The sequence below is a fragment of the Nocardioides sp. NBC_00368 genome, from assembly GCF_036090055.1.
Classification (GTDB): Bacteria; Actinomycetota; Actinomycetes; order Propionibacteriales; family Nocardioidaceae; genus Nocardioides.
Map to the genome: position 1 here is coordinate 3031584 of NZ_CP107970.1, position 22457 is coordinate 3054040.

Genomic DNA, 22457 nt, shown 5'->3' on the forward strand with positions numbered 1-22457 from the left:
GGGTGACTCCAAAGGGATGCGGCATGCACGAGAGCCCCCGGCCGGAAAGAGCAGGGGGTGCGGGCCCAGTCTAGGAGACGGCCGTAAAGACGTTTGACTTCGAGCGCACGCGAAGCCGGAGCGTGGAAGACATGCGATACACGACCATCGGATCAGGCGCCGGCTCCCGGCGCGTCAGCAAGCTCGCGCTCGGTGTGATGCGGTTCGGGACGGACACGGACGTCTCGACCTCCTATGGCATCCTCGACCGCTTCGTCGAGGCCGGCGGCACCTTCGTCGACACCTCGAACAACTACGCCTACTGGGCCAACGGCACCCAGGGAGGCGAGAGCGAGACCGTGCTCGGTCAGTGGCGCCGCGACCGCGGCGTCGGCGACGAGCTCGTCATCGGCACCAAGGTCGGCGCGCGACCGACGGATGTCGTCGAGCGGGTCGAGAACGGCTGGGAGAACCAGCGCGACCGCCGCTGGGAGGGCTTGGCCCCGGAGAACGTACGCGAGCAGGCCGACCGCTCCCGCGAGCGCCTCGGCGTCGAGCGCCTCGACCTCTACTACGCGCACGTGCCGGACATGAACGGTGTGCCGCTGGAGGAGTACGCCGCCGGCTTCGCGGCCCTCGTGAAGGACGGCGTCATCGGCCAGTTCGGGCTGAGCAACCACTGGTCCTGGCAGGTCGAGCGGGCGCGGGCGGTGAACCCGGAGGCCGCGCGGCCGAGCGTGCTGCAGTATCACCACACCTACCTGCGGATGCGCACCGACATCCCCGACCGGCGGCTCTCGGTCGACGGCGAGATCGGCGTGGCCGACGCCTCGCTGCTGGCCTACCTGCGGGCGACGCCGGGACTCACGCTGGTGGCCTACACACCGCTGCTCAGCGGCGCCTACACGAACCCGTCGAAGCCGCTCGACCCCGCCTACGACCACCCGGGGACAACCGCCCGGCTGGCGGTGCTCGACGAGGTCGCCGCCGAGACCGGCGCGACCCGCAACCAGGTCGTGCTGGCCTGGATGCTCGGCGACTCGCTCCCGGTCATCCCGCTGGTCGGGGCGTCCTCGGTGGCTCAGCTCGACGAGAGCCTCGCCGCGGTCGACCTCGAGCTCAGCGAGGAGCAGAGGGCTCGGCTCGACGCTGCTGGGCGATGAGCTCGGCGTCGGGGTCGGTCTCGCCGACCGCCGCGGCGTAGTAGGAGACCTTGAACTCGATCGCGTCGAGATGGGCAGCCGTCTCCTCCAGCTGCGCGCGCACCCGGTCGCGGTGTGCGCGCAGCAGGGCGAGGCGCGCCTCCTCGTTGCCACCACCGTCGCGGACCATCTCGGCATAGCGACGGATCTCCCGGATCGGCATCCCGGTCGAGCGCAGCCGGGTGATCAGCGTGATCCAGCCGAGATCGTCCTCGGTGTAGGCGCGGTGGCCCGAGCCGTTGCGGCCGACGCCGAGCATCAGCCCGTCGCGCTCGTAGTAGCGCAGCGTGTGGGCGGTCAGGCCGGTCCGCTCGGCCACCTCGGCGATGCTGAGTCCGTTGCTGTGCACCTGCGACGTCATGACTCCAGTGTCCTGGTTGGAGTGCACTCGAAGTCAAGAAGATTCAGAGGGCCGAGCCGCCGGTCACGTCGAGCGTCTCCCCGGTGACCCAGCGCGCCTGGGACGAGGCCAGGAACCCGACGGCGTCGGCGACATCCTCCGCCGTGCCGATCCGGCCGAACACCGACAGCGCCTCGGCCTGCGCCCGCGGCCCCGGGAGGTTGATCCAGTCGGCGTTGATGTCGGTCTCGATCACGCCGGGGAGGACCGCGTTGACGGTCACGCCGCGTGCGGCGAGCGGCGCCGCCAGGGAGCGGGTGAGGTTGTTGATGCCGGCCTTGGAGGCGGCGTACGTCAGGTGGGTCGGCGCCGCCACCCGGGTGTATCCCGTCGACACGTTGATGACCCGGCCGCCCTCGCGCAGCCGCGGCGCGAGCGCCTGGGTCAGGAACATCGGCGCGATCAGGTTGACCTCGAGCACGCGGCGGGCGGTGTCCGGGTCGAGCTCGTGGAGCTCCTGGTTGCCGTTGACGCCGGCGTTGTTGACCAGGATGTCGAAGCCGTCCTCCTCGGCGAGCGCCGCCCCGGCCCAGGCCTCCGCGATGTCGGCCGCCGCCTGCGCGCCGTCCTTCCCGAGGTCCGCCTCGATCAGGACCGCCCTCGCCCCGGCGGACTCGACGAGCCTCGCGGTCTCCGCGGCGGCTGATCGGTTCGAGCCGTAGTGGATGCCCAGCAGGCCGACGCCGTCGGCGGCGAGACGTACGGCGATGGCGCGGCCGATGCCGCGCGATGCTCCGGTGACGAGGGCGTTGCGGGTCATCTCGTGCTCATTTCTGTAGTGGTCGCTAAATAACTCGGCACGGGATAATGTAGGGATCACTATGGAAATGCGCAAGGCCTCCCGCGGACGACCCCGCTCCTTCGACGAGGACGCGGTGCTCGATGCCGCGATGCGGGCGTTCTGGGAGCACGGCTACGAAGGCACGAGCGTCGCGACGCTCGAGGCCGCGACCGGCTTGAAGGCGCCGAGCCTCTACGGGGCGTTCGGCTCCAAGGAGGCGCTCTACCAGTCGGCTCTCGAGCGCTACGCGAGCGAGCACGGCGCGGTGCTGCGGCCCGAGGGACCTGTCCGCGAGGCGATCGCGGAGTTCCTCCTCGACGCGGCCGACCGGTTCAGCGAGGGCGGGCTGCCGGCGGGCTGCATGATCTCCACGGCCGCGCTCGGGGTCGGCGCCGCGCAGCGCGGGGTCGCCACCCGCCCGGCCAGGATGCGGGCGCAGACGCTCGCCGGGATCGAGCAGCGGCTGCGGCGCGCGGTCGATGAGGGTGAGCTGCCCGCTGAGACCGACGCCGGCGCTCTGGCCCGCCTGGTCGGCGCCGTGATCCAGGGCATGTCGGTGCAGGCGATCGACGGCGCGTCCCGTGCCGATCTGCGTGCCCTCGCCACGGTCGCGATGAACGCCTGGCCCACAGCGGGTTGAATGGCAGGGTGAGAACCCGGACGTACGCCGCCGCGCTGGCGGTCCTCGCGCTCGCGCTCGCCGCCTGTGGCGTGGCCTCCGAGGCCGGCCCCGCGCCCGCACCGAGCCCGACGGTGGACGCATCGAGATCGGTGTCGGCGGAGCCGTCGCCCAGTGACGTACCGTCGTCTTCTCCGGTTGTCCCGCAGCCGGGCTCGGTGCCGCCGCCGTGGCTCGGAACACGGGTGCTGAAGGAGGACGCGCAGGGTTACGGGATCGCCCGGCCGACGCCGCCGGAGCTGCGTCACCGGGCGTGGACGCTGCCGGACGTCGTGCCGATGCTGCCCGGCGACGGGTTCGCCGCCGAGGTCGACGTCGCCCCCGACGACGTGATCGAGCGCTCGACCTGGGTGCCGGGATGCCCGGTCTCACGTCAGGAGCTGGCCTGGGTCCGGATGACGTTCTGGGGCTTCGACGGCGCCCGCCACACCGGGGAGATGCTCATCAACGCCCGGGTCGCCGAGGACGTCGTCGGGGTCTTCCGTCGTCTGTACGAGGCGAGGTTCCCGATCGAGCAGATGGACATCGCCACGAAGGCGGCCCTGGACGCGCGCCCGACCGGTGACGGCAACGGCACCGGCGGCTTCGTCTGCCGCCCCTCGGTGGGCCAGACCTCGTTCTCCCAGCACGCCTACGGCCTGGCGATCGACATCAACACCTTCCAGAACCCGTACGTCAAGGGCGACCGCGTCATCCCCGAGCTGGCCCGTTGGTATCTGAACCGGTCCCGGAAGGCGCCCGGGATGATCCACGCCGACGATGTCGTGGTCCAGGCGTTCGCCGACATCGGCTGGGGCTGGGGCGGCGACTGGAACTCCCTGAAGGACTACCAGCACTTCTCCGAGAACGGCACCTGACGCCGAGTCGGCGCAACTGTTCCAAGATCAACGGCCGACCCGGCACGTCTGCCCCGCAATTCAGCGCCGAGTCGGCGCAACTGTCTCAGGCGGCCGGCGGGACAGACGCGCCGACTCGACCCTCTACGACGGGGCAGACGCGCCGGGTCGACCGCCTCCGGCGGGACAGACGCGCCGACTCGACCGCCTCCGGCGGGACAGACGCGCCGGGTCGACCGCTTTCGGCGGGGCAGACGCGCCGGGTCGACCGCTTTCGGTGGGGCAGATGCGCCGAGTCGGCGGTCAGACGGACTCGGCGGCGGCGAGCTCGCGCTTCCACTCGCGGAAGGTCTCCTCGGTGCGACCCCGGCGCCAGTAGCCGGAGATGGAGAGGTCGGCCTTCGGGACGCCGCGCTCCTTGAGGAGGTAGGGGCGGATGCCGTGCATGGTGACCGCGGCCTCGCCGTGGACGAAGGCGTGCACGCGGCCCTCGAGCCAGGGCAGCTGGCGGATCGCGGTGACGAGGGGCTGCTCGTGGCCCTCGGCGTCCTCGGCGGCGTGGTGGGCGTGGCCGCCGGTGACGAGCCAGGTCACCTCGACGCCGTCTGGGTGGTCGAGAGGCTGCTCGTGGCCGGTCGCGGGGACGTCGATGACCGCGTAGCCACGGGCGTCGGCCGGCAGAGCGGCCAGCGCCGCGCGGATGGCGGGCAGGGCGGTCTCGTCGCCGGCGATCAGGTGCCAGTCGGCCGTGGGGTCGGGCGCGTAGGCCCCGCCGGGACCACGCGCCGAGAGGGTGTCACCGGGCTGGGCGGCAGCGGCCCAGGGGCCGGCGTAGCCCTCGGTGCCGTGGACGACGAAGTCGATGTCGAGCGTGCCGTTCTCGACCGAGGGGTTGAGCGCGGTATAGGTGCGCACCACCTCGCCGTCCTCGTGCGGGAAGACCAGCTTCACGTAGCGGTCGGTGAACACGCTCGACGAGAAGGCGCCGAGGTCCTCGGAACGGAAGCTGACCCGGATCATCGTCGGACTCAGCCGCTCGGTGGCGGTGACGACGAGGACGGTCTCGGGCTTCGCGGGACGGTTCATGTAGGCAACCCTAACTTGGCGACAAACCGCCTGCGCTCAACCCGCCGACCGGGTGGAGTGCACGGACCGGGGCTGGGTCGTCTCGACCGGAGCGGCGGGCGAGGGGATCGCCGGAGCGGGCCGCTGCGGCTTGCTGACCAGCGACAGGCTCGGCTCGAGCACCTTGAGCAGCGTCTCCACGTGACCGCGGGCCTCGGTGACGAGTCGCCGGGCCTCGCGCGGCGACCGCTTCCGCAGATCGAGGAGATCGTCGTCGGCCGGACGGCGGACCCGCCGCCGGGCCCGCTGCAGCGGGGCGAGCTGCACCAACGTACGCAACCGGGTGGCCGCATCAGCCTCCGAGCCGGCGGGACCTCCGAGAGCGGTGCGGCCGAGGAGGTCGCCCAGGGCGGCGATCTCGACGAGCGTGAAGGTGCGCTTGACCGCCGACGGCACGAGGCGCGCGACCTCGCTGCGGTGCGAGCGTTCGGCGGTGATGATCAGGTCGGCGCTCTCGATGTCGTCGACGTCGAGCGGGTAGGCCTGGTGCCGGGTCAGCCGGGTGCCGGCGAGAGCCACCTCGGAGGCGATCATCGGATCCATCTCGTAGCCCTCGAGCGCCTCGCTGCCGGCCGAGATCACATTGATGCCGTGGCGCGCGAGCCCGCCGATCTGGCCGACACCCTCACGGAGCATCGCCTCGATCGCCGGCGATCGGCGTACGTTCCCGGTGCAGACGACCAGGATCGTCGCGGTGTCCATGCCTGCCTACCTTCGAGTCGTCTGACGATTCTGGAGCGTGGAACCGCACATCCACGCGGCCAACCCCCGAACGTGACGAACAGACATTACGCAGTCGGCGTACGGCCCCGAGAACCGACGGGAGATCAATCCCCCATTTGGGGGAACGGGCGGAACACCCGGCCCTGCCATCCCCGATTTCGGGTGAGGATGTGCGATGGCCCCGTGTGGACCCGCCTGACGGCGGATGAGTCGCGGACGAGCAGCCTGGCAATGACATCGGACGGAGTGACCTGTTGGACCTGCGCGACTATGTCGCTGCCCTGCGAAAGCGCTGGTACATCGTCGCCGTGCTGGCGATCCTCGGCGCCAGCGCGGCCTTCGCGCAAGCGCACGCGAGCCCGCCGCAGTACCGGGCGCAGAGCACCGTCTTCGTCTCGATCGCCCGCGGCGCGACGACCCAGGAGCTGGTCCAGGGCTCGACCTTCACCCAGGACATCGTCCAGTCCTACGCCAAGCTGGCCACGATGCCGGTGGTGCTCGACCAGGTCATCTACGACCTCGACCTCGACACCACGCCCAAGGCGCTGGCCGAGCAGATCACCGCGGAGAACCCGCTCGACACCGTGATCATCGAGATCGACGCGGTCGCGACCACGAGCACCGGCGCCTCCGACCTCGCCAACTCGGTCGCCGACGAGCTCACCACCACGATCACCAACCTCTCCCCCAGCTCCAACAAGAAGGCCGCGGTCGAGGTGACCGTGGTCGCCCGCGCCGACCCGCCGGAGGAGGCGTTCGCCCCGCGTACGCGGCTGGCCGCTCTGGTCGGTTTCACCGCCGGCTTCGGGCTCGGCGTCGCGATCGCGGTGGTGCGCGCGCTCCTCGACACCCGGGTCAGGACCGCGGCCGAGATCGAGCAGCTCACCGACGTGGGGCTTCTCGGGGCGATCCCCCGGCGACGGGGTCAGCGGCGCTCACGTGGCGCGGTGACCGCCATCGACCCCCACAACGTCGCTGCCGAGGCCTACCGGAGGCTGCAGACCAACCTGCAATACCTGGATGCTTCTTCCCCGGTCCGCTCGATGGTCGTGACCTCCTCGATCGGCGGCGAGGGCAAGTCGACCACCTCCATCAACCTGGCGCTGGCGATCGCGGAGCAGGGCCAGCGCGTGCTGCTCGTCGACGCCGACATGCGCCGCCCGGCGGTCGCCGACTACTGCGGGCTGGAGGGTGCGGCCGGGCTGACCACGGTGCTGATCGGCAAGGCCGAGCTCGACGACGTCATCCAGGTCTGGGGCGACGCCAACCTGCACGTGCTCACCATGGGCGAGATCCCGCCCAACCCCGCGCAGCTGATCGGCTCGCCGCGGATGGTCGACCTGCTGGAGGAGGCGCGGTCGAGCTACGACGTGGTCATCCTCGACTCCCCGCCGCTGCTTCCGGTCGCCGACGGCGCGATCCTGTCCCGCCTGACCGACGGCGCTCTGGTGGTCGCCAACTGCCGCACCATCCACCGTCCCCAGGTCCTGGAGGCCATCGACAGCCTCGAGAACGTCGACGCCCGCTGCCTCGGCATCGTCGCCAACCAGGTCCGTGACACGGCTGCCCACACCTACTACGGCCAGCCGGAGCAGGGCTGGTTCGCCCGCCTCCTCTCCGGATTCGTACGTCCCCGGGAACCGCGCCAGCAGGGCTACCCCGCCGCCGGGAGCTGAGCATGACCGTCGCGACGGCGGTCCGGGTCCGCCACGGGCGGACGGGGCGCATCGGACGCACCCCGCTCGCCGAGCGCACCGGCTGGGAGGTCCTCACCGCGCTCCTGGCCGGGGCCGCGGCGTTCCTGGCCGGCACCGACTTCACTCTCGCCCGTGGCCTGACCGTGGGCGGGCTGATGGGTGCAGCCCTGGCGCCGGTCTGGATCCGGGAGGCGAGCCGCTATCGCGGGGCGGCCCTGGGCGGCGTACTGCTTCTTGCCTGCTTCGTCTCCGCGGTCGCGCTCGCCACCTGGCGTTCGGCGACCCACCCGCCGACCGAGGCCGGTGTGGTGTTCGAGCTGATCCCGGTCGTCTCCGCCGCGCTGTGTGTCGGGGCGCTGCTCTGGGCGCAGCGTGTGCTCTCGCCGGGGGTCGTGGTGTGCCTCTACGCCCTCGGCTCGTTCATGACCGCGACGATGGGCTCGCGCTTCGCCGAAGAACCGTGGCGGTTCGGGTTCGCGATGCCCTCGACGATGTTGCTGCTCGGTGCCTGCCTGCTCATCCGGCGGCGTCCCCGCAAGAGGCTCCTCGCCGACATGACCGCCCTCGGGGTCCTCACCGCGGTCACCGCGCTGTCGGGGGCCCGCTCGATGAGCGCGTTCCTGATCATGACCGCGATCTTGCTGCTGTGGCAGCACCGGCCTCGGACGGCGAAGCGGACGACCTCGGCGCTGCTCTCGCTGGTGCTGGTCGGCGCGCTCGGCCTCGGGCTATACCGCGCGCTGGAGGGGGCCGCGCTCGACGGCTACCTCGGCCAGTCCGCCCAGGAGCGCACCCAGGAGCAGACCCAGGCAGCCGGATCGCTCATCCTCGGCGGCCGGCCCGAGATCGGGGCCACGGTCGCGCTGATGCTGCACGAGCCGCTCGGCTACGGCGCCGGCGTCATGGCCACCTCGACCGACATGCAGGTCGCGAAGCAGGGCATGTCTGTTCTGGGTTATGACCCGGACAACGGCTACGTCGAGCACTACATGTTCGGCACCCGGATCGAGGTGCACTCGCTGATCGGCGACCTGTGGATCTGGTTCGGCCTCGCCGGGCTGGTGCTGTCGGGGTGGCTGTTGTGGCTCGCCACCATCTATCTGGGCCGCAGCATGGCCCACCGCACCGGCACGGCGCTCGGCATCTTCCTCGCCCTGCAGCTCGGCTGGAACCTCTTCTTCGGCCCGATCATCAGCTCCCTTCCGCCGCTCACGCTCGCGCTCGGGGTGTTCCTGCTGCAGCGCAAGGAAGCCGATCAGGCCCCGCCGATGCCGCCGCGGCCGCAGCTGCCCCGTCGCCAGGGACAACACGGCCAGCGCGCCCGCCGTCGCTATCTCGCCGCAGGTCCGCAGCGTGCGTGAAGGCTGGATCGACTCCGCACGCGGCCTCGCGATCATCCTGGTGGTGCTCTTCCATGCCGTGATCAACCTCGACCTGGTCGGGCTCGCCGGCCCGTGGTCGCGGCTGGCCTACACCCTCGACACCTTCCGGATGCCGCTGTTCTTCTTCCTCTCCGGTCTCCTCGCTCCCGCGCTGCTCGCCCGCCCACTGCGGACGGTGCTGCGCACCCGGTGCCTGAACCTGATCTACCTCTACCTGTTGTGGTGCCTGTTGCTCGGCGTCTTCCGCGCGCTCCTGCCACACTCGCCACCCGGTGGGGTCGCCGCGGTCACGCGGGTGCTGGTCGAGCCCAACGTGTATCTCTGGTTCCTCTACACGCTGTGCCTGTTCACCCTCGTGGGCTGGCTGACCCGCCGGCTTCCCGCGTGGCTCGTCGTCGGCGCCGCGCTGATCGTCTCCGCGGTCTTCGCCGCCGGACTGGTCTCCACCGGCGACGTCCCGTGGGACAAGACCTTCCGCTACTGGTTCTTCTTCGTGCTGGCCTCCCGCGCGGCACCCGCGGTGCGCTCGGTCGTGCCGCGGATGCGGCCGGTCCACGTGGTCGGGCTGGGGGTGGCGTACGTGGTGGTGCTGGGGTTCTTCCTCTACGTCGCCGACGACCGGATCATCTTCGTGCGACCGATGCTGGGCCTGCTCGCGGTGGCCGCGGGCTGCGGGCTCGGGGTGATGATCGCCCGGATCCCGGCTCTCGGCTTCGTACGCCACCTCGGCACCCGCACGCTGCCGATCTACGTCGTCCACGCCTTCCCGATCACCGCCGCCGCGGCCCTGCTCATCGGCCGCGACGTCGACTGGCCGCCGGGTGCCGGTCTGGTCGCCGTGCCCCTGCTGACCCTCGTCGCGGTCCTGCTCGCGCTGGCTCTCGACCGGCTGATCACCGGCCGCGTCCGGGGCATCTTCGACTTCCCGATCCCGCGCTGGACCGCCAAGCGCATTCTGGCGATGCCACCGACCCCAGCTGGTCGAGCCGGCGAGCGCTAGCGGGCGTACTCGGACACGTGGGAGCCCCAAGCCCCACGGAGCATGCCCAGGCCGCGGAGGAGGGTGCGGGTGCCGCGGGCGTGGTGGGCCTGCGACCCGGTGACACGGCCCAGGACGAGGCGGGCGGAACCGCCGAGGACGCGTACGAGGCCGCGGGCGGAGGCGCGCAGCCGAGCGATAGGGCGGCGGCCCGCGGGGGCGAGATGGACCTGCACCCGGGAGTCGGAGTTGCCGATGCGTGAGGCGCGAGCGCGTACCCAGTCCCGGGTCGCCCTGTCGGCGGGCACGAGGTCGTGGACGGGGGCCTCGTCGCACCACACGATCCGGCCACCAGCAGCGGAGAGGGTGCGGGTGAAGACGGTGTCGGAGCCGCCGGAGAGACCGAAGCCGAGGTCGAAGCGGAGCCTGCCGACCTGGGCCATGTCGAGGAGGAGGTTGTTGGTCGCCGCGGTGGTGACGACGGTGCCGGTTGCGTGCCGCAGCCGCCGGAAGAATCCGCCCGCCTCGATCCACGGGTCCGGCATCCCGTCGAAGCGGGAGACCACCGGCCCGACCACGGCCGCGGCACCCGTCTCCTGCCAACAGGCGAGCAGCGTCGGCAACCACTTCTCCGAGGGCTGCTCGTCGTCGTCGATGAAGACGACGACCGCCTCGGGACCGGTCTCGTCCAGCGCCCGGTTGCGGGCGGCGGCGATACCGGGGGTCGGCTCGTGCACATAGACGACGCGTACGTCCCCAGCGGCCGCCTCCGCCACGGCGGCGGCTGCGCTGGGCTGCTCGTCGTTGTCGACGACGAGCAGCCGCGCGTCAGGGACCAGGTCGAGCTGGGCCCGGAGCATGCCCACGGCCTCGGCCAACCCCTCGGGGCGCCGATAGGTGAGCATGCAGACCCAGATCACTTGATCGTGACCGTCACCCAGTCGGAGCGGGAGATGTTGCCGAGCGGGTCGACGGCCTCGATCTTGTACTTCTGCGACGAGCCGCTGGCGCGGCCGGTGTCGGTGAAGGTCATCGCGGTGTGCTTCCAGAACGGGGCCGTGACCTTGACGGTCTTGATCGGCGTCGAGTCGAGCGAGCCACGGTAGAGCTTGTAGGTGACGGTCGCGTTGTCCTTGTCGGGGTTGCCCGGCCACTTCAGCGTGGCCTTGCCCGCGGAGGGCGAGGAGCCGGTCAGCGCCCACTTGGCGCCCTTGAGCGTCGGGCCGACCTTGTTGGGTGCGATGTCCTTGACGGCGAACCGGACCAGGCCCTGCTGGGCGACGCCGTTGACCTTGAGGAACTCACCGCCGTACAGCACGTAGCTGCCGTTGGCGGTCACGGTCCAGGTCGACTGCTTGGCGCTGGTGTAGGTGCCGTTGGTCCACTTGGGGTACCACTCCAGGAACTCCGGCCGCGGGGTGCCGGGGTGGTCGGGGTAGCCGTACTTGTCGTCGGCGATGTTGGTGCCGCGTACGTCCTGGGTGGTAGCGGTGGAGTGCTGGAAGCTGCGCGGCTTGGTCTCCGGGAAGCCACCGGAGGTGTCACAGCCGTGCTTGTGGCTGGCCTGGTAGACGGTCTTGGCGGTCGGCCACACGGCGTAGGTGTCGCCGTGGCAGTCCTCGAGCCAGGTCAGCTTGCCGGTGGCCCAGTCGGCCTTGAAGGAGCCCTCGAGGTTGCCGGCACCGCCGTAGTTGTAGCCGCTGCCGTAGAAGCTGGTGCCGTCGGACTCCAGCGAGAGGATCGCCGCCTCGGTGCCGCCGTTGCGGATCTCGTCGTTGACCGGGAGTGCCAGCGAGCTGCCCGAGGAGACCTCGAGCCGAGCCAGGCCGTAGCCCGGCTTCGAGGAGCCGTTGACGCTGGTGAACGCGCCGCCGATCACGATCTTGGTGCCGTCGGAGGAGACCACGATGTCGTTGACGTTGCCGCCGGCGACCTTCGGGTTCATCGGCAGCAGGCCGGTGCCGGTGTCGCTGGGCTTGACCGCGGCCACCTTCGTACGCGCGGTGTTGTCGGCCGAGGTGAACACGCCGCCGTAGAAGACCGCGCTGGAGGTGGCCGCGACGGCGTTGGTGGTCGAGTTGAAGATCGGCCGGAAGCTGGTGGCCTTCCCGGTCGCGAGGTCGATCGCCGCGCCCCGGTAGCGGTTGACGCCGTCGACTTGGGTGAAGCCGCCCGCGACGTAGAGCAGCTTCTTGTCGGGCGAGAGCGCCATGTCCTTGACCTGGCCGTTGAACTTCGGCGCGAAGGTGGTGATCAGCTTCCCGGTCGAGAGCCGGTAGGCGAGCATGTGGGACCGCGGCGTCTCGCTGGTGCCGGCCGCGGCACCCGCCGGGCGGGCGGAGGTGAAGCTGCCGCCGACGTAGACGATGTCGCCGACGACCACCTGCTTCCAGGCGACACCGTTGATCTGCACGGTGGGAAGTACGTCGGCAGCGACCGTCGTCGGGAGGTCGGGATCGATCGGCGCGGTGTCCGCGGAGGCGGAGGTCGTCGCCAGGGTCAGGCTCGTTGCCACGAGCACCAGCACAGCCAGGATCGGCTTCATCACATCTCTCATCGTGGGGGAGGTCTATCGCTGGGGACGGCCCTTGAAGACCACCACGTCGGCGCCGTTGCCCAGATCGAGCTCGACGCGTACGGGGCGGGCTTCCTCGGGAATCTGGAAGACGTAGACGCCCTTGGCCGACTCACCGTCGGCGACCGAGGCCGGGAACGGCACCTCGCCGTCGGAGGCGACGCTCACCGCCGGGGTGCGCTCCGGGCCGTAGTAGGCGTTGACCACGCCGAGCGCCAGGTCGAGCTTCTTCCCGGTCTCGTTCTTCACGTTCACGGTGATCGCGAGCGCCGGTCCACCGATCTCACCGGGCAGGCTCGCGGTGGCCTGGACGGAGTCGATCCTGGCCAGCCGCGCGGTCACGCCCGGGGAGGTGGTCGCTACGGCCTTCAGCCCGAGCGCGCGGTCGCCGTCCGATGACTCGTCCGCGTCCTCGTCGTCCGAGTCGGAGGACGAGGAGGAGTCCTTCTCCGACGGGTACGGCGTCGAAGAGGGTGCCGCGGCCACCGTCGAGTCCGACCCGGCGGTGGCCGGGCCGGACGAGCTGCGCACGATGAGCACGACCGCGACGCTCACGAGGACGGCGGCAGCAGCGACGGCTGCCGCGACGTACATCCTCGAACGCGGGACTTGACTGAGCATGGGGGATCTTCCGCGGGCGGGGTCGGACATAGACATCTGTTCAAAGACGTTGCATTGAAGCCCAAGTCCGACGCCCGCGGGGGGATCCACACGTCTACTCCCCAAGATCGGGTACGTGCGGAGCGAGGCCTACGGCTCGATCACCTTCAGATCGTCATAGCTGACCTCGACCGGCGTGGTGCCGATCGTCGAGGACCCGAAGCCGCGCAGCATCACCCCACCGGGGAGCTGGTTGGCCACGGTCGAGTCGGAGAGCTCGTACGTCCATCCCGACGGCTCCGTCGAGCCGGCCGGCCACACCTTGGCGCGCACGGTCGTGGGTGCGGTGCCGGTGACCTGGAGGCGGACCTTCAGCCGGTCGCCGGGGGCGACGCTCAGGCCCGGGACGACGTTGGCGCCGACGACCGGGGTGCCGCTGCGTACGAGGTGGAGGCCGACGGTACCGTCCGGGTTGAACCGCAGCCGCGAGGCGTAGTGGTCGGCGCCGGAGACGCGGGCACCGAGGATCGACCAGACGTAGCCGGCGTCGGGGAGCCGGGAGACTCCGACGCTGACGGTCGCGTCGACATCGCCGGCCGAGACCTCCTGCAGGCGGGACTCGGTGGTCCCGCTGGCGGTGACCGCGTGGCGGCCGCGACCCTCGGAGACCGAGAAGTTGCCCGCGGTGCCGGTGGTGCGGGTCCAGGTGCCGCCGGTGTCGGCCGTGCCCCAGCCGCTCGTCTCGGCACGCCCGAAGGCGTCCGCCGCGACGATGCCCTCGACGGGCGGGGCCGGCTCGCCGGCGACGTCGACGGTGACCCACTCGGTGGGCGACTGGTTGCCGAAGGCGTCCTCGGCGACGACGCGGTAGCTCTGGGTGGTGCCCGGCGGCGCGGCGGTGTCGAGGAAGCTCTGCGTCGTCTGCTTCCAGAACGCCGCGGTGACGGCCTTCGTGTGGATCGGAGAGTCGGCCGATGCCCGGTAGACCTTGTAGGTCACGGTCGCGTTGTCCCGGTCGGCGTTGCCGGGCCAGGTCAGCCGGACCTGGCCGTCGGCGGGCGAGGTCGCGGTGAGCCCGAAGTCGGCGCCCGACAGGGCCGGACCGACGTCGTTGGGGGCGATGTCCTTGACCGCGAAGCGGACCAGGCCCTGCTGGGCGACCCCGTCGACCTTGAGGAACTCGCCGCCGTAGACGACGTAGTCGGCGTTGGCCGTCACCGTCCAGGGAGCCTGGTTTGCGCCGGTGAAGGTGCCGGGGGTCCACTTCGGGTACCACTCCAGGAACTCCGGCCGCGGGGTGCCGGGGTGGTCGGGGTAGCCGTAGATGTCGCGGGTGTTCGTGCCGCGTACGGCCTGGGTGACCGCGGTGGAGTGCTGGAAGCTGCGCGGGCTGGTCTCCGGGAAGCCGCCGGAGTTGCCGCAGTAGTGCTTGTGGCTGGCCTGGTAGACGGTCGTGGCGGTCGGCCAGATCGAGTAGGTGTCGCCGTGGCAGTCCTCGAGCCAGGTCAGCTGGCCGGTTGCCCAGCTGGCTTTGAAGGAGCCCTCGAGGTTGCCGCCGCTGCCGTAGTGGTAGCCGCTGCCGTAGAAGCTGGTGCCGTCGCTCTCCAGGGCGAGGATCGCGGAGTTGGCGCCACCGTTGCGGACCTCGGAGTTGACCGGCAGCGACATCGACGCGCCGGTCGCGACCTTGATCCGGGCCAGGCCGTAGCCGGGGCTGGACCAGCCGTTGACCCTCGTGAAGTTGCCGCCGATCACGATGTCGGCGCCGTCGGGCGAGACCACGATGTCCTGCACGGAGCCGTTGGAGACGGTCGGGTTCATCGACAGCAGGCCGGTGCCGGTGTCGGTGGGGCTGACGGCCGCCAGCTTCGTACGCGCGGTGTTGTCGGCGGAGGTGAACACGCCGCCGTAGAAGACCGCGGTGGACGTGGCCGCGACCGCGTTGGTGGTCGAGTTGAAGATCGGCCGGAAGCTGGTCAGTGCACCCGTGGCCAGGTTGATCGCGGCGCCCCGGTAGCGGTTGACCCCGTTGACCTGGGTGAAGCTGCCGGCGACGTAGAGCAGGGACTTGTCGGGCGAGAGCGCCATGTCCTTGACCTGGCCGTTGAAGCTCGGCGCGAAGCCGGGGATCAGCTCACCGGTGGAGAGCCGGTAGGCCAGCATGTTGGACCGCGGGGTCTCGTTCGTGCCGACCGCGGCGCCCGCCGGACGAGCCGAGGTGAAGCTGCCCCCGACGTAGACGGTGTCACCGACGATGACCTGCTTCCAGGCGACCCCGTCGATCTGCACCGTCGGAAGTACGTCGGCCGAGACCGTCTCCGGCAGCTCGGGGTCGACCGGAGCCGTGTCCGCCGTCGCCCCTCCCGACATGACCAGGCTGCTCACCCCGAGAACAGCTGCGACCGCCCCGGCCGCCAGCAGACGCCACTCGTGAATCCGCGTCATCATCCATCCCTGCACAAGGCGGCTCCCTCGGCCGCGACACGGCAGTGTCGCGGACATCCGCAGCCATCTACCCGTCAATCGCCCTCCCCATCCCCTGAATCGGGTATGTGTTGGACCCAGGCGCCCAACCCGCGCAAACTGCGTGGTGCAGACTCCAGCAACGTCAGTAGGCTGCACAGTCCACAGGAAGGCATACGTCTCTTGACTGTCCCGCCCGGCCCACCCCGGACAATCCTCCTCGGCATCTCCGCGGTCGCCACCGTGGTCGCGCTGTCCTCGACCTATGTGTTGACCAGGGGTCAGGCGGAGGACACCGCGCCGCGTACGGAGCGGAACTACGCCAACCTGCCGCCCGACGACTTCGGCGGACCGGTGACCCTGACCCCCTCGCCGTCCTCGTCGGAGTCTCCGTCCGCCTCCTCGACCAGCTCGGTCAGGCCCTCGGCCGACGCGGCCCCGAAGACACGGTCCTCGGACCCGGCGAACCGCTCCGGCGGCAGGCCTTCCGGGCAGGAGCCGCGCGAGGGTGAGCCGCTGGGTTCGCCTCCTCCGGGGGCGGGCTCGCCGGGGCCGCGCGATACCGGCGTACCTCCGAAGAAGAAGCTGCGCGTCCACCGCGGCGATCTGGTCATCAGGACTCCCGGACAGGTGGTCGACAGTCTCGAGGTGCGCGGCCGGATCCGGGTCGAGGCGCCGAACGTGACGATCCGCAACACCTTGGTGATCGTGCCCACGGAGTCGGAGACCGCCGGGATCTCCAACAACAACGGCAACGGCGCGGGGATGCTGGTCAGCAATGTCGAGGTGCGGGCCGAGAACGCCGCCCCGGGCGTCAACGGCGTGGTCGGCCACGACTTCACCCTGCAGAGCTCCGAGATCCACCACGTCACCGACCAGGTGCACATCACCGGCAGCAACGTGACCGTGCGGGACAACTGGTTTCACGACAACTACCACTTCGAGAGCGACCCGTACCAGGACGGTGGCGCCTCCCACGACGACTCGATCCAGATCATCGGCGGCAGCAACATCACCATCGCGGACAACCGCTTCACCGGCGCCTACAACGCCGGTGTGCAGATCACCCAGAGCATCGGCGACGTCAGCGACGTCACGATCCGCGACAACCTGCTCGGCGGGGGTGGCTGCACCGTCAACGTCGCCGAGAAGAGCCGTGGCCCGATCCGCGGCGTGGAGATCCGCGACAACCGGTTCCTCAGCGACCAGCGTATCGACGGCTGCGCGATCATCCACCCGTCCTCCACGAAGATCAGCCACTCCGGCAACGTCTGGAACGACACCGGCCGCCCGGTGACGCTCACCCGCGGCTGAATCGCCCGCCGAGCGCCCCGCGCACCGTCACCACCAGCGACATCACGTCGCGACGGATCGGCGGGACAAGAAGGAGCAGCGCGTACGCCGCGGCCCCGGCCACCACGCAGGCCGGCACCGTCACCCCGGGGTGCTGAGCGTGCAGGGCCTGGGCGGTGGCGTAGGCCGCGCCGGCCACGGCGCCCGCGACGAGCAGGATGCGGGCGGCACCGAGGTAGAGCGGGCCGACACGGAGCCGGGTGCGGCGGGAGATCCACCACAGCGACAGCGGCCACTCGAGCAGGTGGGCGGTCGCGTAGCCGACCGCGACGCCGGTGATCCCATAGCGCACGCCGACGAGCACGCAGACGACCTTCAGGACCGAGGCGACCAGGGTGTAGTGACGCAGCTCGGTGGTCAGGCCGTGGGCGAGGTAGACCCAGTAGCCGACGTAGGCCAGCGTCTGGAACAGCCCCGCGCAGGCGAGCAGGGCGAAGACACCGGCGACGTCCCAGCCGGGGCCTAGGAAGAGCGCGCAGACCGGGGCGGCGGCGCCCGCGAGCAGGCCGAGCCCGGCGCCGAGGCTGTAACCGAGCGCGACCTGGCCGCGCTGCACGAACCGCTGGGTCAGCGCCGGGTTGTCTCGGATCCGGCTCAGCACCGGCAGCGCCACGGTCGTGGTGGGGCCACGCAGCTGGACCAGCGGGTTCATCAGCAGCTGCCAGGCGCGGTTGTAGGAGCCGAGCTGGTCGGCGCCCAGGCGGGTGCCGATGAGCACGGAGTCGATGTTGCTGGCGGCGTAGTTGATCAGCTGGGTTCCCGCCAGCGACCAGCCGAAACGCAGGAACCCGCCCATCTCGACCCCGCGCCGTGGGCGCCCGGGGAGCCAGCCGGCGAACGCTCCGACGGCCACCAGCGCGACGGCGCCCTGGACCAGCTGCTGGACGACGAGGGCCCAGTAGCCGGCGCCGTTGGCCGCTGCGTACGCGGCGATCCCGAGGGCCAGCAGCGGCGCCAGCGTGGTCGCGGCGGCGAGCCTGGCGAAGAGCATCCGGCGGGTGAGGTCGGCACGGTACTGCGCGGCCATGCCGTTGAGGACGAAGATGCCCGCCAGGGCGGCGGTCAGGGATGTCAGTGCCGGCTCGTCGTAGAGGGCCGCGACCAGCGGGGCGGCCGCGACGGCCAGGAGCGCGAGGCCGACGCCGAGGCCGGTGTTGAGCCACCACAGGTTCGTCTGCTGCTCGCGGGTCAGCACCTTGGCCTGGACCGCGGCGGTCGAGAGCCCGAGGTCGCGGAAGATCTCGGCGACCGCGATGACCGCCAGGACCATCGCGACCAGGCCGTAGTCGCGCGGACTGAGCAGCCGGGACAGCACCGCGACGGAGGCGACCTGGACCAGGATGCGTACGCCCTGGCCGCCGAGCACCACCATCCCCCCTCGGGCGGCGCTCCTACCCAGGCTCAACCGAGGACCTCAGCGGCGATCTGGTCTAGGTAGCGCTCTGTGCCGAAGCGCTCCTCGGCGTCTTTGCGTCCGGCGGACGCCAGCTCGGCGGCCAAGGCGGGGTCGGCGGCGAGCCGCAGGATCGCCTCGGCGAGGTCGCCGGCGTCGCCGGGGGTCACGAGGAGACCGGTCTCGCCGTCGGTCACGATCTCGGCCAGACCCTGCACCCGGCTTGCGACCAGCGGCCGCTCGGCGAGCAGCGCCTCGACGGCGACGTTGCCGAAGGGCTCGACCCGGGAGGGCACCAGCACCACGTCGGCCTGTTCGAGCTCGCGGGCGGGCTCGTCGACGTAGCCGAGGAACTCGACGCTGCCGGCGAGGTCGCTGTCGGAGGCGCGGACGCGGAGCTCCTGCTCGAACCACTCGTAGCCCGCGAACACCGACCCGCAGACCCGCAGATGCGCGTCGATCCCGCCACGGCGCACCTCGGCGAGCGCTTCGAGGGCCACGTCGGTCCCCTTGCGCGGCGAGAGCCGTCCGACCAGCACCAGCCGCAACGGGCCGTTCGGGGTCCGAGCACGCGCCGCCGCGACGGACTCCGGCCCCGGCACCCCGTTGTAAACGACGGTCGTACGCCGCGCCAGCGCCTTCACCGTGCGCACGAGAACGTCACGCGATGCCCGCGAGTTGGCCACCACCCGGGTGGCCAGCAGCAGCGGAGCGGTCAGGGCGAGGCGTACGGGCTTGGGCTGGTCGTCCTCGGCCTCGTGCACGTGGCAGATCACGGGGACGCGGGCCGCACGGGCGACGACGATCCACCACGGGATCGTCACGGTGTTGACCAGCAGCCGGCCGGGGCGGACCTGCCGCCACAGCCGTGCCGCGCGGACCCAGAACACCATCAGCGCCGCGGCCAGCCGGACCAGACCCGTCGGGCTGAGGTAGGCCTTGCGCAGCACCGGGAACGACATCACCTCGACGCTCGCACCGGCAGCCTCGAGCAACGGGATCAGGGGTCCCCGCTCGGGGACGACCACGGTGATCCGCTGCCCCGCCTGGTGCAGCCCGCGCACCGTCTCGACCAGCTGAAGATCGGAACCGTAGACGTCCGGCGACGGGTGGGCGACCAACAAACGCATGATGAGCAAAGGTAGGCCACCCGAACGGCCCGGGCCGAAGGTCCTGGCAAAGTCCTACCCAGATCTGGGGAGCGAACGGGCTCGACGGCCTGGGCGGACTGTGGATCCTCTAGGGTCCCGATGTCCCTCCCCCACGTGACAGCGAAGCAGGATCGAGCATGGCCGCGACCGGCGCCGAACGCGCCCCCGGCGGGTTCCGTACGCACCTGCAGGCGCTGGGGCAGGCGCAGAAGCCTTCGCTCAACACGGCGGCCTACTCACGGCTCGTGAACCGGCCCGCCGGCCGGGTCGTCGCCGCGGCCGCACACACGATCGGTGCGACGCCCAACCAGGTGACGGCAGTGAGCGCGACGTTCTCGGCCGCCGGGCTCGCGATGCTCGCGCTGGTCGAGCCTCGCTGGTGGACCGGGGTCGTGGTCGCGGTGCTGCTGGCCGCGGGCTACGTGCTCGACTCGTCCGACGGCCAGCTCGCCCGGCTCCGGGGTGGCGGGTCACGCTCGGGCGAGTGGCTCGACCACACCATCGACTGCTTCAAGACGGCCGGCCTGCATCTGGCGGTGCTCGTCTCCTGCTATCGCTTCGGTCCGCGTGCCGACGGGTGGCTGCTGGTGCCGCTGGGGTTCGAGGTGGTCGCCGTGGTGACCTACTTCGGGCTGATCCTGATGCCGACGCTGCGTCCGGCTTCGTCCGGGTCGCCGTCAGCAGCGGTGCACGAGAACCCGCTGCGCAAGTGGGCGCTGCTGCCGATGGACTACGGCGCGCAGTGCTGGATGTTCGTGCTGCTCGGCTTCGGGATGCTCTTCTGGTGGACCTACACGCTGGTCTTCGTCTGCAACGCCGCCGCGCTGGCCGTCGCGCTGCGCAAGTGGTGGCGCGAGCTGCGGGCGCTGGACAGCCCCTCCCAGGTGACCCGATGACCGACCTCGCGCGGGTCGCCGTGGTCGTGGTCAGCTACGGCGACCCGGCGCTGCTCGAACGGCACACGGCCCGGGTCGCCGCCGCCCTCCGGCCTGCTCGGATCGTCGTGGTCGACAACCACTCGACCGACGCCCACCGCGCCACCGTCCGGGCCCTCTGCGAGCGCGAGGGCTGGACCGGCGTCTTCCCGGGCACCAACACCGGCTTCGGTGCCGGCTGCAACCTGGGCGCCGCGGCCGCGCTGGCCGAGGGCGCCGAGGTGCTCCTCTTCCTCAACCCGGATGCCACGATCGACGCCGAGTCGGCGGTACGCCTCGTGGCCGCCGTCGAGGCCGAGCCGCTGCTGCTCGCCGGTCCGACCGTGCTCGGCCCGGACGGGTCGGTCGCCTCTGCGGGACTCGATCTCGACCTCGACACCGGGACGATGCGCCCGTGGCGACGTCGCGCCGAGCATCCGGGGGCGGAGACCCTGCCGTGGATCACCGGAGCCTGCTTCGCGGTCACCCGTGAGCTGTGGGAGCGGCTGACCGGCTTCGACGAGCGTTACTTCCTCTACTGGGAGGACGTCGACCTGTGCGCCCGCGCCCGGGCGTTCGGCGGCCGGGTCGCGATCGTCGACGGCGCCACCGCGATCCACTCCGGAGGCGGCACCCAGCGCGCCGAGGGCTCCCGCGCCAAGTCACCCGCCTACTACTACTTCAACATCCGCAACCGCGCCCTCTTCGCGCGGACCTGGCTCAGCCAGGAGCAGGAGCGGGCCTGGCGTCGCGGGGCGGTCGGGGCTGCGTACGAGATCCTGATGCGGGGTGGACGTCGTCAGCTCCTGCACCCGTTTCGTCCCGTCTCCGCGGTCCTCGAGGGACTGCGCGACGGCCGCCGCGACCGGCCGGTCCGGGTCATGGAATCGGTACGCGAGCTGCGCGCGACAACCAATCCCTACATCGTCCAGCTCGTCGAGACCCTGGGACGCCGGGACGACACCGAGGTCGTGCTGTTCGGCTTCGCCCGGGCGATCGCGGGCCGCTACGACGTCTTCCACGTGCACTGGCCCGAGCTGCTGATGACGTCGACAGGCACACCCCTCCGTCGCCTGGCCCGCCGCCTGCTCACCACCGCGTTCGTCGCCCGACTGCGGCTGACCCGGACCCCCGTCGTACGCACCTGGCACAACCTCGCTCGTCCCGACGGTCTGTCCCGCTGGGACCACCGGCTCCTCGACGCCTTCGAGCGCCGCACCCGGCACGTCATCCGGCTCACCGACCAGACCGCTCCCCCGCTCGACGTACCGGCCTCGACGATCGTCCACGCCCACTACCGCGACTGGTTCGAGCGGATCGAGCCTCCGGCCGTGACCACCCCGAACCCCCGGCGTGCCCTCTACTTCGGCCTGATCAAGCCCTACAAGGGCGTCGAGCAGCTCCTGGAGGCGGTCGCCGACAGTCCCGAGGCAGACCTGGACGTACGCCTCGTCGGCTCCCCCGCCGACCCCGCCCTCGCCGACCGGGTCCGCGCCGCCGTCGACACCGACCCCCGCGTGAGCGCCGACCTGAGCTACGCCGACGACGCCACCCTGGCCGCCGAGATCGCCGCCGCCGCCCTGGTCGTGCTGCCCTACAAGGCGATGCACAACTCCGGCGCCCTCCTGCTGGCCCTCTCCCTCGACACCCCCGTCCTCGCCCCCGACAACGAGGTCAATCGCCGCCTCGCCGAGGAGGTCGGCGAAGGCTGGCTCCACCTCTTCGAAGGCGCCCTCACCATCGAAGACCTGGAGCGCGCGTTGAAAGCAGTCGCCGCCAACCCACCTGGCGACCGCCCCGATCTCTCAGCGCGGGAGTGGCCCGAGTCGGCTGCGCTTCATGCTGCGGCGTTCCGGGCATCGTTGTATCCGTAGCGGGGTCATCTCGACAAGCGCGATCAGCCGCACCCCCGGCGGGCCATGCCGCGCGGCGCCTACGCCAGTGGGCCCGACCTTGTGAACGATTCACCAGCGACGCCCTCACCCTGTTGACCGGGTCGGGTTCGGGCCCTTGCACTAGCCGATGACACCTCGCAAATCGTCCCAACCTCTCCCGCCCAGTCGGCGCCACTGTCCCGCCGAATCACCGCGAGTCGGCGCCATTGCCCCAAAAAGTCAGTACACCAGCGCCGACTCGACCGCCCCCGCCGAGACAGCAGCGCCGACTCGACCGCCCCCGCCGAGACAGCAGCGCCGACTCGACCAACTCTGGCGAGACAGTCACGC

19 protein-coding genes are annotated in these 22457 nt (G+C 71.2%); 9 read left to right on the forward strand and 10 right to left on the reverse strand.

Translation table 11 applies throughout. From position 1 onward, the window contains the following. Nucleotides 1–131: 131 nt before the first annotated feature. Nucleotides 132–1142: an aldo/keto reductase gene (locus OG984_RS14515; RefSeq protein WP_328532256.1), complete on the forward strand. Its 1011-nt coding sequence runs from the start codon at nucleotides 132–134 to the stop codon at nucleotides 1140–1142. Here OG984_RS14515 and OG984_RS14520 read toward each other — a convergent pair. Both OG984_RS14520 and OG984_RS14525 read right to left on the reverse strand, forming a co-directional pair. After that, nucleotides 1099–1542 (reverse strand): MerR family transcriptional regulator, encoded by a 444-nt coding sequence (locus OG984_RS14520; protein ID WP_328532257.1) that lies wholly within the window; start codon nucleotides 1540–1542, stop codon nucleotides 1099–1101. The genes OG984_RS14515 and OG984_RS14520 overlap by 44 nt on opposite strands. A gap of 43 nt (nucleotides 1543–1585) precedes the next feature. Beyond that, entirely contained in the window at nucleotides 1586–2341 is a 756-nt protein-coding gene (locus tag OG984_RS14525; RefSeq protein ID WP_328532258.1) for an SDR family NAD(P)-dependent oxidoreductase, read from the reverse strand. 61 nt (nucleotides 2342–2402) lie between these two features. Here OG984_RS14525 and OG984_RS14530 point away from each other — a divergent pair, with 61 nt between their 5' ends. After that, a complete protein-coding gene (locus OG984_RS14530; protein ID WP_328532259.1) occupies nucleotides 2403–3002 on the forward strand; it encodes a TetR/AcrR family transcriptional regulator in 600 nt (199 codons plus the stop codon). Nucleotides 3003–3010: 8 nt separating this feature from the next. Then, nucleotides 3011–3898 carry a M15 family metallopeptidase gene (locus OG984_RS14535; RefSeq protein WP_328532260.1) on the forward strand — a complete coding sequence of 296 codons (888 nt, stop codon included), beginning with the start codon at nucleotides 3011–3013 and terminating at the stop codon, nucleotides 3896–3898. A 282-nt stretch (nucleotides 3899–4180) separates the two neighbouring features. On the opposite strand, the gene OG984_RS14540 is transcribed toward OG984_RS14535, so the two are convergent. Then, complete coding sequence (locus OG984_RS14540) at nucleotides 4181–4963, reverse strand: siderophore-interacting protein (RefSeq protein WP_328532261.1); 783 nt, start codon at nucleotides 4961–4963, stop codon at nucleotides 4181–4183. Nucleotides 4964–4999: 36 nt separating this feature from the next. Next, on the reverse strand, nucleotides 5000–5704 hold the full coding sequence (locus tag OG984_RS14545) for an arsenate reductase/protein-tyrosine-phosphatase family protein (RefSeq protein WP_328532262.1): 705 nt from the start codon (nucleotides 5702–5704) through the stop codon (nucleotides 5000–5002). Nucleotides 5705–5979: 275 nt separating this feature from the next. Between OG984_RS14545 and OG984_RS14550 the strand changes: the two genes are divergently transcribed. Genes OG984_RS14550 through OG984_RS14560 form a run of 3 tightly spaced genes read left to right on the forward strand, consistent with a single transcriptional unit; the run spans nucleotide 5980 to nucleotide 9804 of the window. Continuing rightward, nucleotides 5980–7401 (forward strand): polysaccharide biosynthesis tyrosine autokinase, encoded by a 1422-nt coding sequence (locus OG984_RS14550; RefSeq protein WP_328532263.1) that lies wholly within the window; start codon nucleotides 5980–5982, stop codon nucleotides 7399–7401. Between the two features lie 2 nt (nucleotides 7402–7403). After that, nucleotides 7404–8783, forward strand: a complete 1380-nt coding sequence (locus OG984_RS14555) for a hypothetical protein (RefSeq protein ID WP_328532264.1) — start codon at nucleotides 7404–7406, stop codon at nucleotides 8781–8783. Next, nucleotides 8776–9804 carry an acyltransferase family protein gene (locus OG984_RS14560; protein WP_328532265.1) on the forward strand — a complete coding sequence of 343 codons (1029 nt, stop codon included), beginning with the start codon at nucleotides 8776–8778 and terminating at the stop codon, nucleotides 9802–9804. The genes OG984_RS14555 and OG984_RS14560 overlap by 8 nt, the downstream gene beginning before the upstream one ends. Here OG984_RS14560 and OG984_RS14565 read toward each other — a convergent pair. The 4 genes from OG984_RS14565 to OG984_RS14580 all read right to left on the reverse strand — a co-directional run bounded on the left by OG984_RS14565 (nucleotide 9801) and on the right by OG984_RS14580 (nucleotide 15403). Then, nucleotides 9801–10688 (reverse strand): glycosyltransferase family 2 protein, encoded by an 888-nt coding sequence (locus OG984_RS14565; RefSeq protein WP_328532266.1) that lies wholly within the window; start codon nucleotides 10686–10688, stop codon nucleotides 9801–9803. The genes OG984_RS14560 and OG984_RS14565 overlap by 4 nt on opposite strands. Before the next feature lie 11 nt (nucleotides 10689–10699). After that, nucleotides 10700–12328, reverse strand: coding sequence for a hypothetical protein (locus tag OG984_RS14570; protein WP_328532267.1), 1629 nt, complete (start codon nucleotides 12326–12328; stop codon nucleotides 10700–10702). 24 nt (nucleotides 12329–12352) lie between these two features. Then, nucleotides 12353–12979 carry a hypothetical protein gene (locus OG984_RS14575; RefSeq protein WP_328532268.1) on the reverse strand — a complete coding sequence of 209 codons (627 nt, stop codon included), beginning with the start codon at nucleotides 12977–12979 and terminating at the stop codon, nucleotides 12353–12355. 129 nt (nucleotides 12980–13108) lie between these two features. Then, entirely contained in the window at nucleotides 13109–15403 is a 2295-nt protein-coding gene (locus OG984_RS14580) for a hypothetical protein (protein WP_328532269.1), read from the reverse strand. Nucleotides 15404–15604: 201 nt separating this feature from the next. Between OG984_RS14580 and OG984_RS14585 the strand changes: the two genes are divergently transcribed. Next, nucleotides 15605–16735 carry a right-handed parallel beta-helix repeat-containing protein gene (locus OG984_RS14585; RefSeq protein WP_328532270.1) on the forward strand — a complete coding sequence of 377 codons (1131 nt, stop codon included), beginning with the start codon at nucleotides 15605–15607 and terminating at the stop codon, nucleotides 16733–16735. Here the strand turns inward: OG984_RS14585 and OG984_RS14590 are convergent. Together OG984_RS14590 and OG984_RS14595 are read right to left on the reverse strand one after the other, a co-directional pair. Continuing rightward, a complete protein-coding gene (locus OG984_RS14590; RefSeq protein WP_328532271.1) occupies nucleotides 16722–18179 on the reverse strand; it encodes a lipopolysaccharide biosynthesis protein in 1458 nt (485 codons plus the stop codon). The two genes, OG984_RS14585 and OG984_RS14590, sit on opposite strands and share 14 nt — an antisense overlap. Next, nucleotides 18176–19297, reverse strand: coding sequence for a glycosyltransferase family 4 protein (locus OG984_RS14595; protein WP_328532272.1), 1122 nt, complete (start codon nucleotides 19295–19297; stop codon nucleotides 18176–18178). The genes OG984_RS14590 and OG984_RS14595 overlap by 4 nt, the downstream gene beginning before the upstream one ends. Before the next feature lie 158 nt (nucleotides 19298–19455). Between OG984_RS14595 and OG984_RS14600 the strand changes: the two genes are divergently transcribed. Further along, on the forward strand, nucleotides 19456–20214 hold the full coding sequence (locus tag OG984_RS14600; protein ID WP_328532273.1) for a CDP-alcohol phosphatidyltransferase family protein: 759 nt from the start codon (nucleotides 19456–19458) through the stop codon (nucleotides 20212–20214). Then, nucleotides 20211–22106 carry a glycosyltransferase gene (locus OG984_RS14605; RefSeq protein WP_328532274.1) on the forward strand — a complete coding sequence of 632 codons (1896 nt, stop codon included), beginning with the start codon at nucleotides 20211–20213 and terminating at the stop codon, nucleotides 22104–22106. The genes OG984_RS14600 and OG984_RS14605 overlap by 4 nt, the downstream gene beginning before the upstream one ends. Nucleotides 22107–22457: the final 351 nt, after the last annotated feature.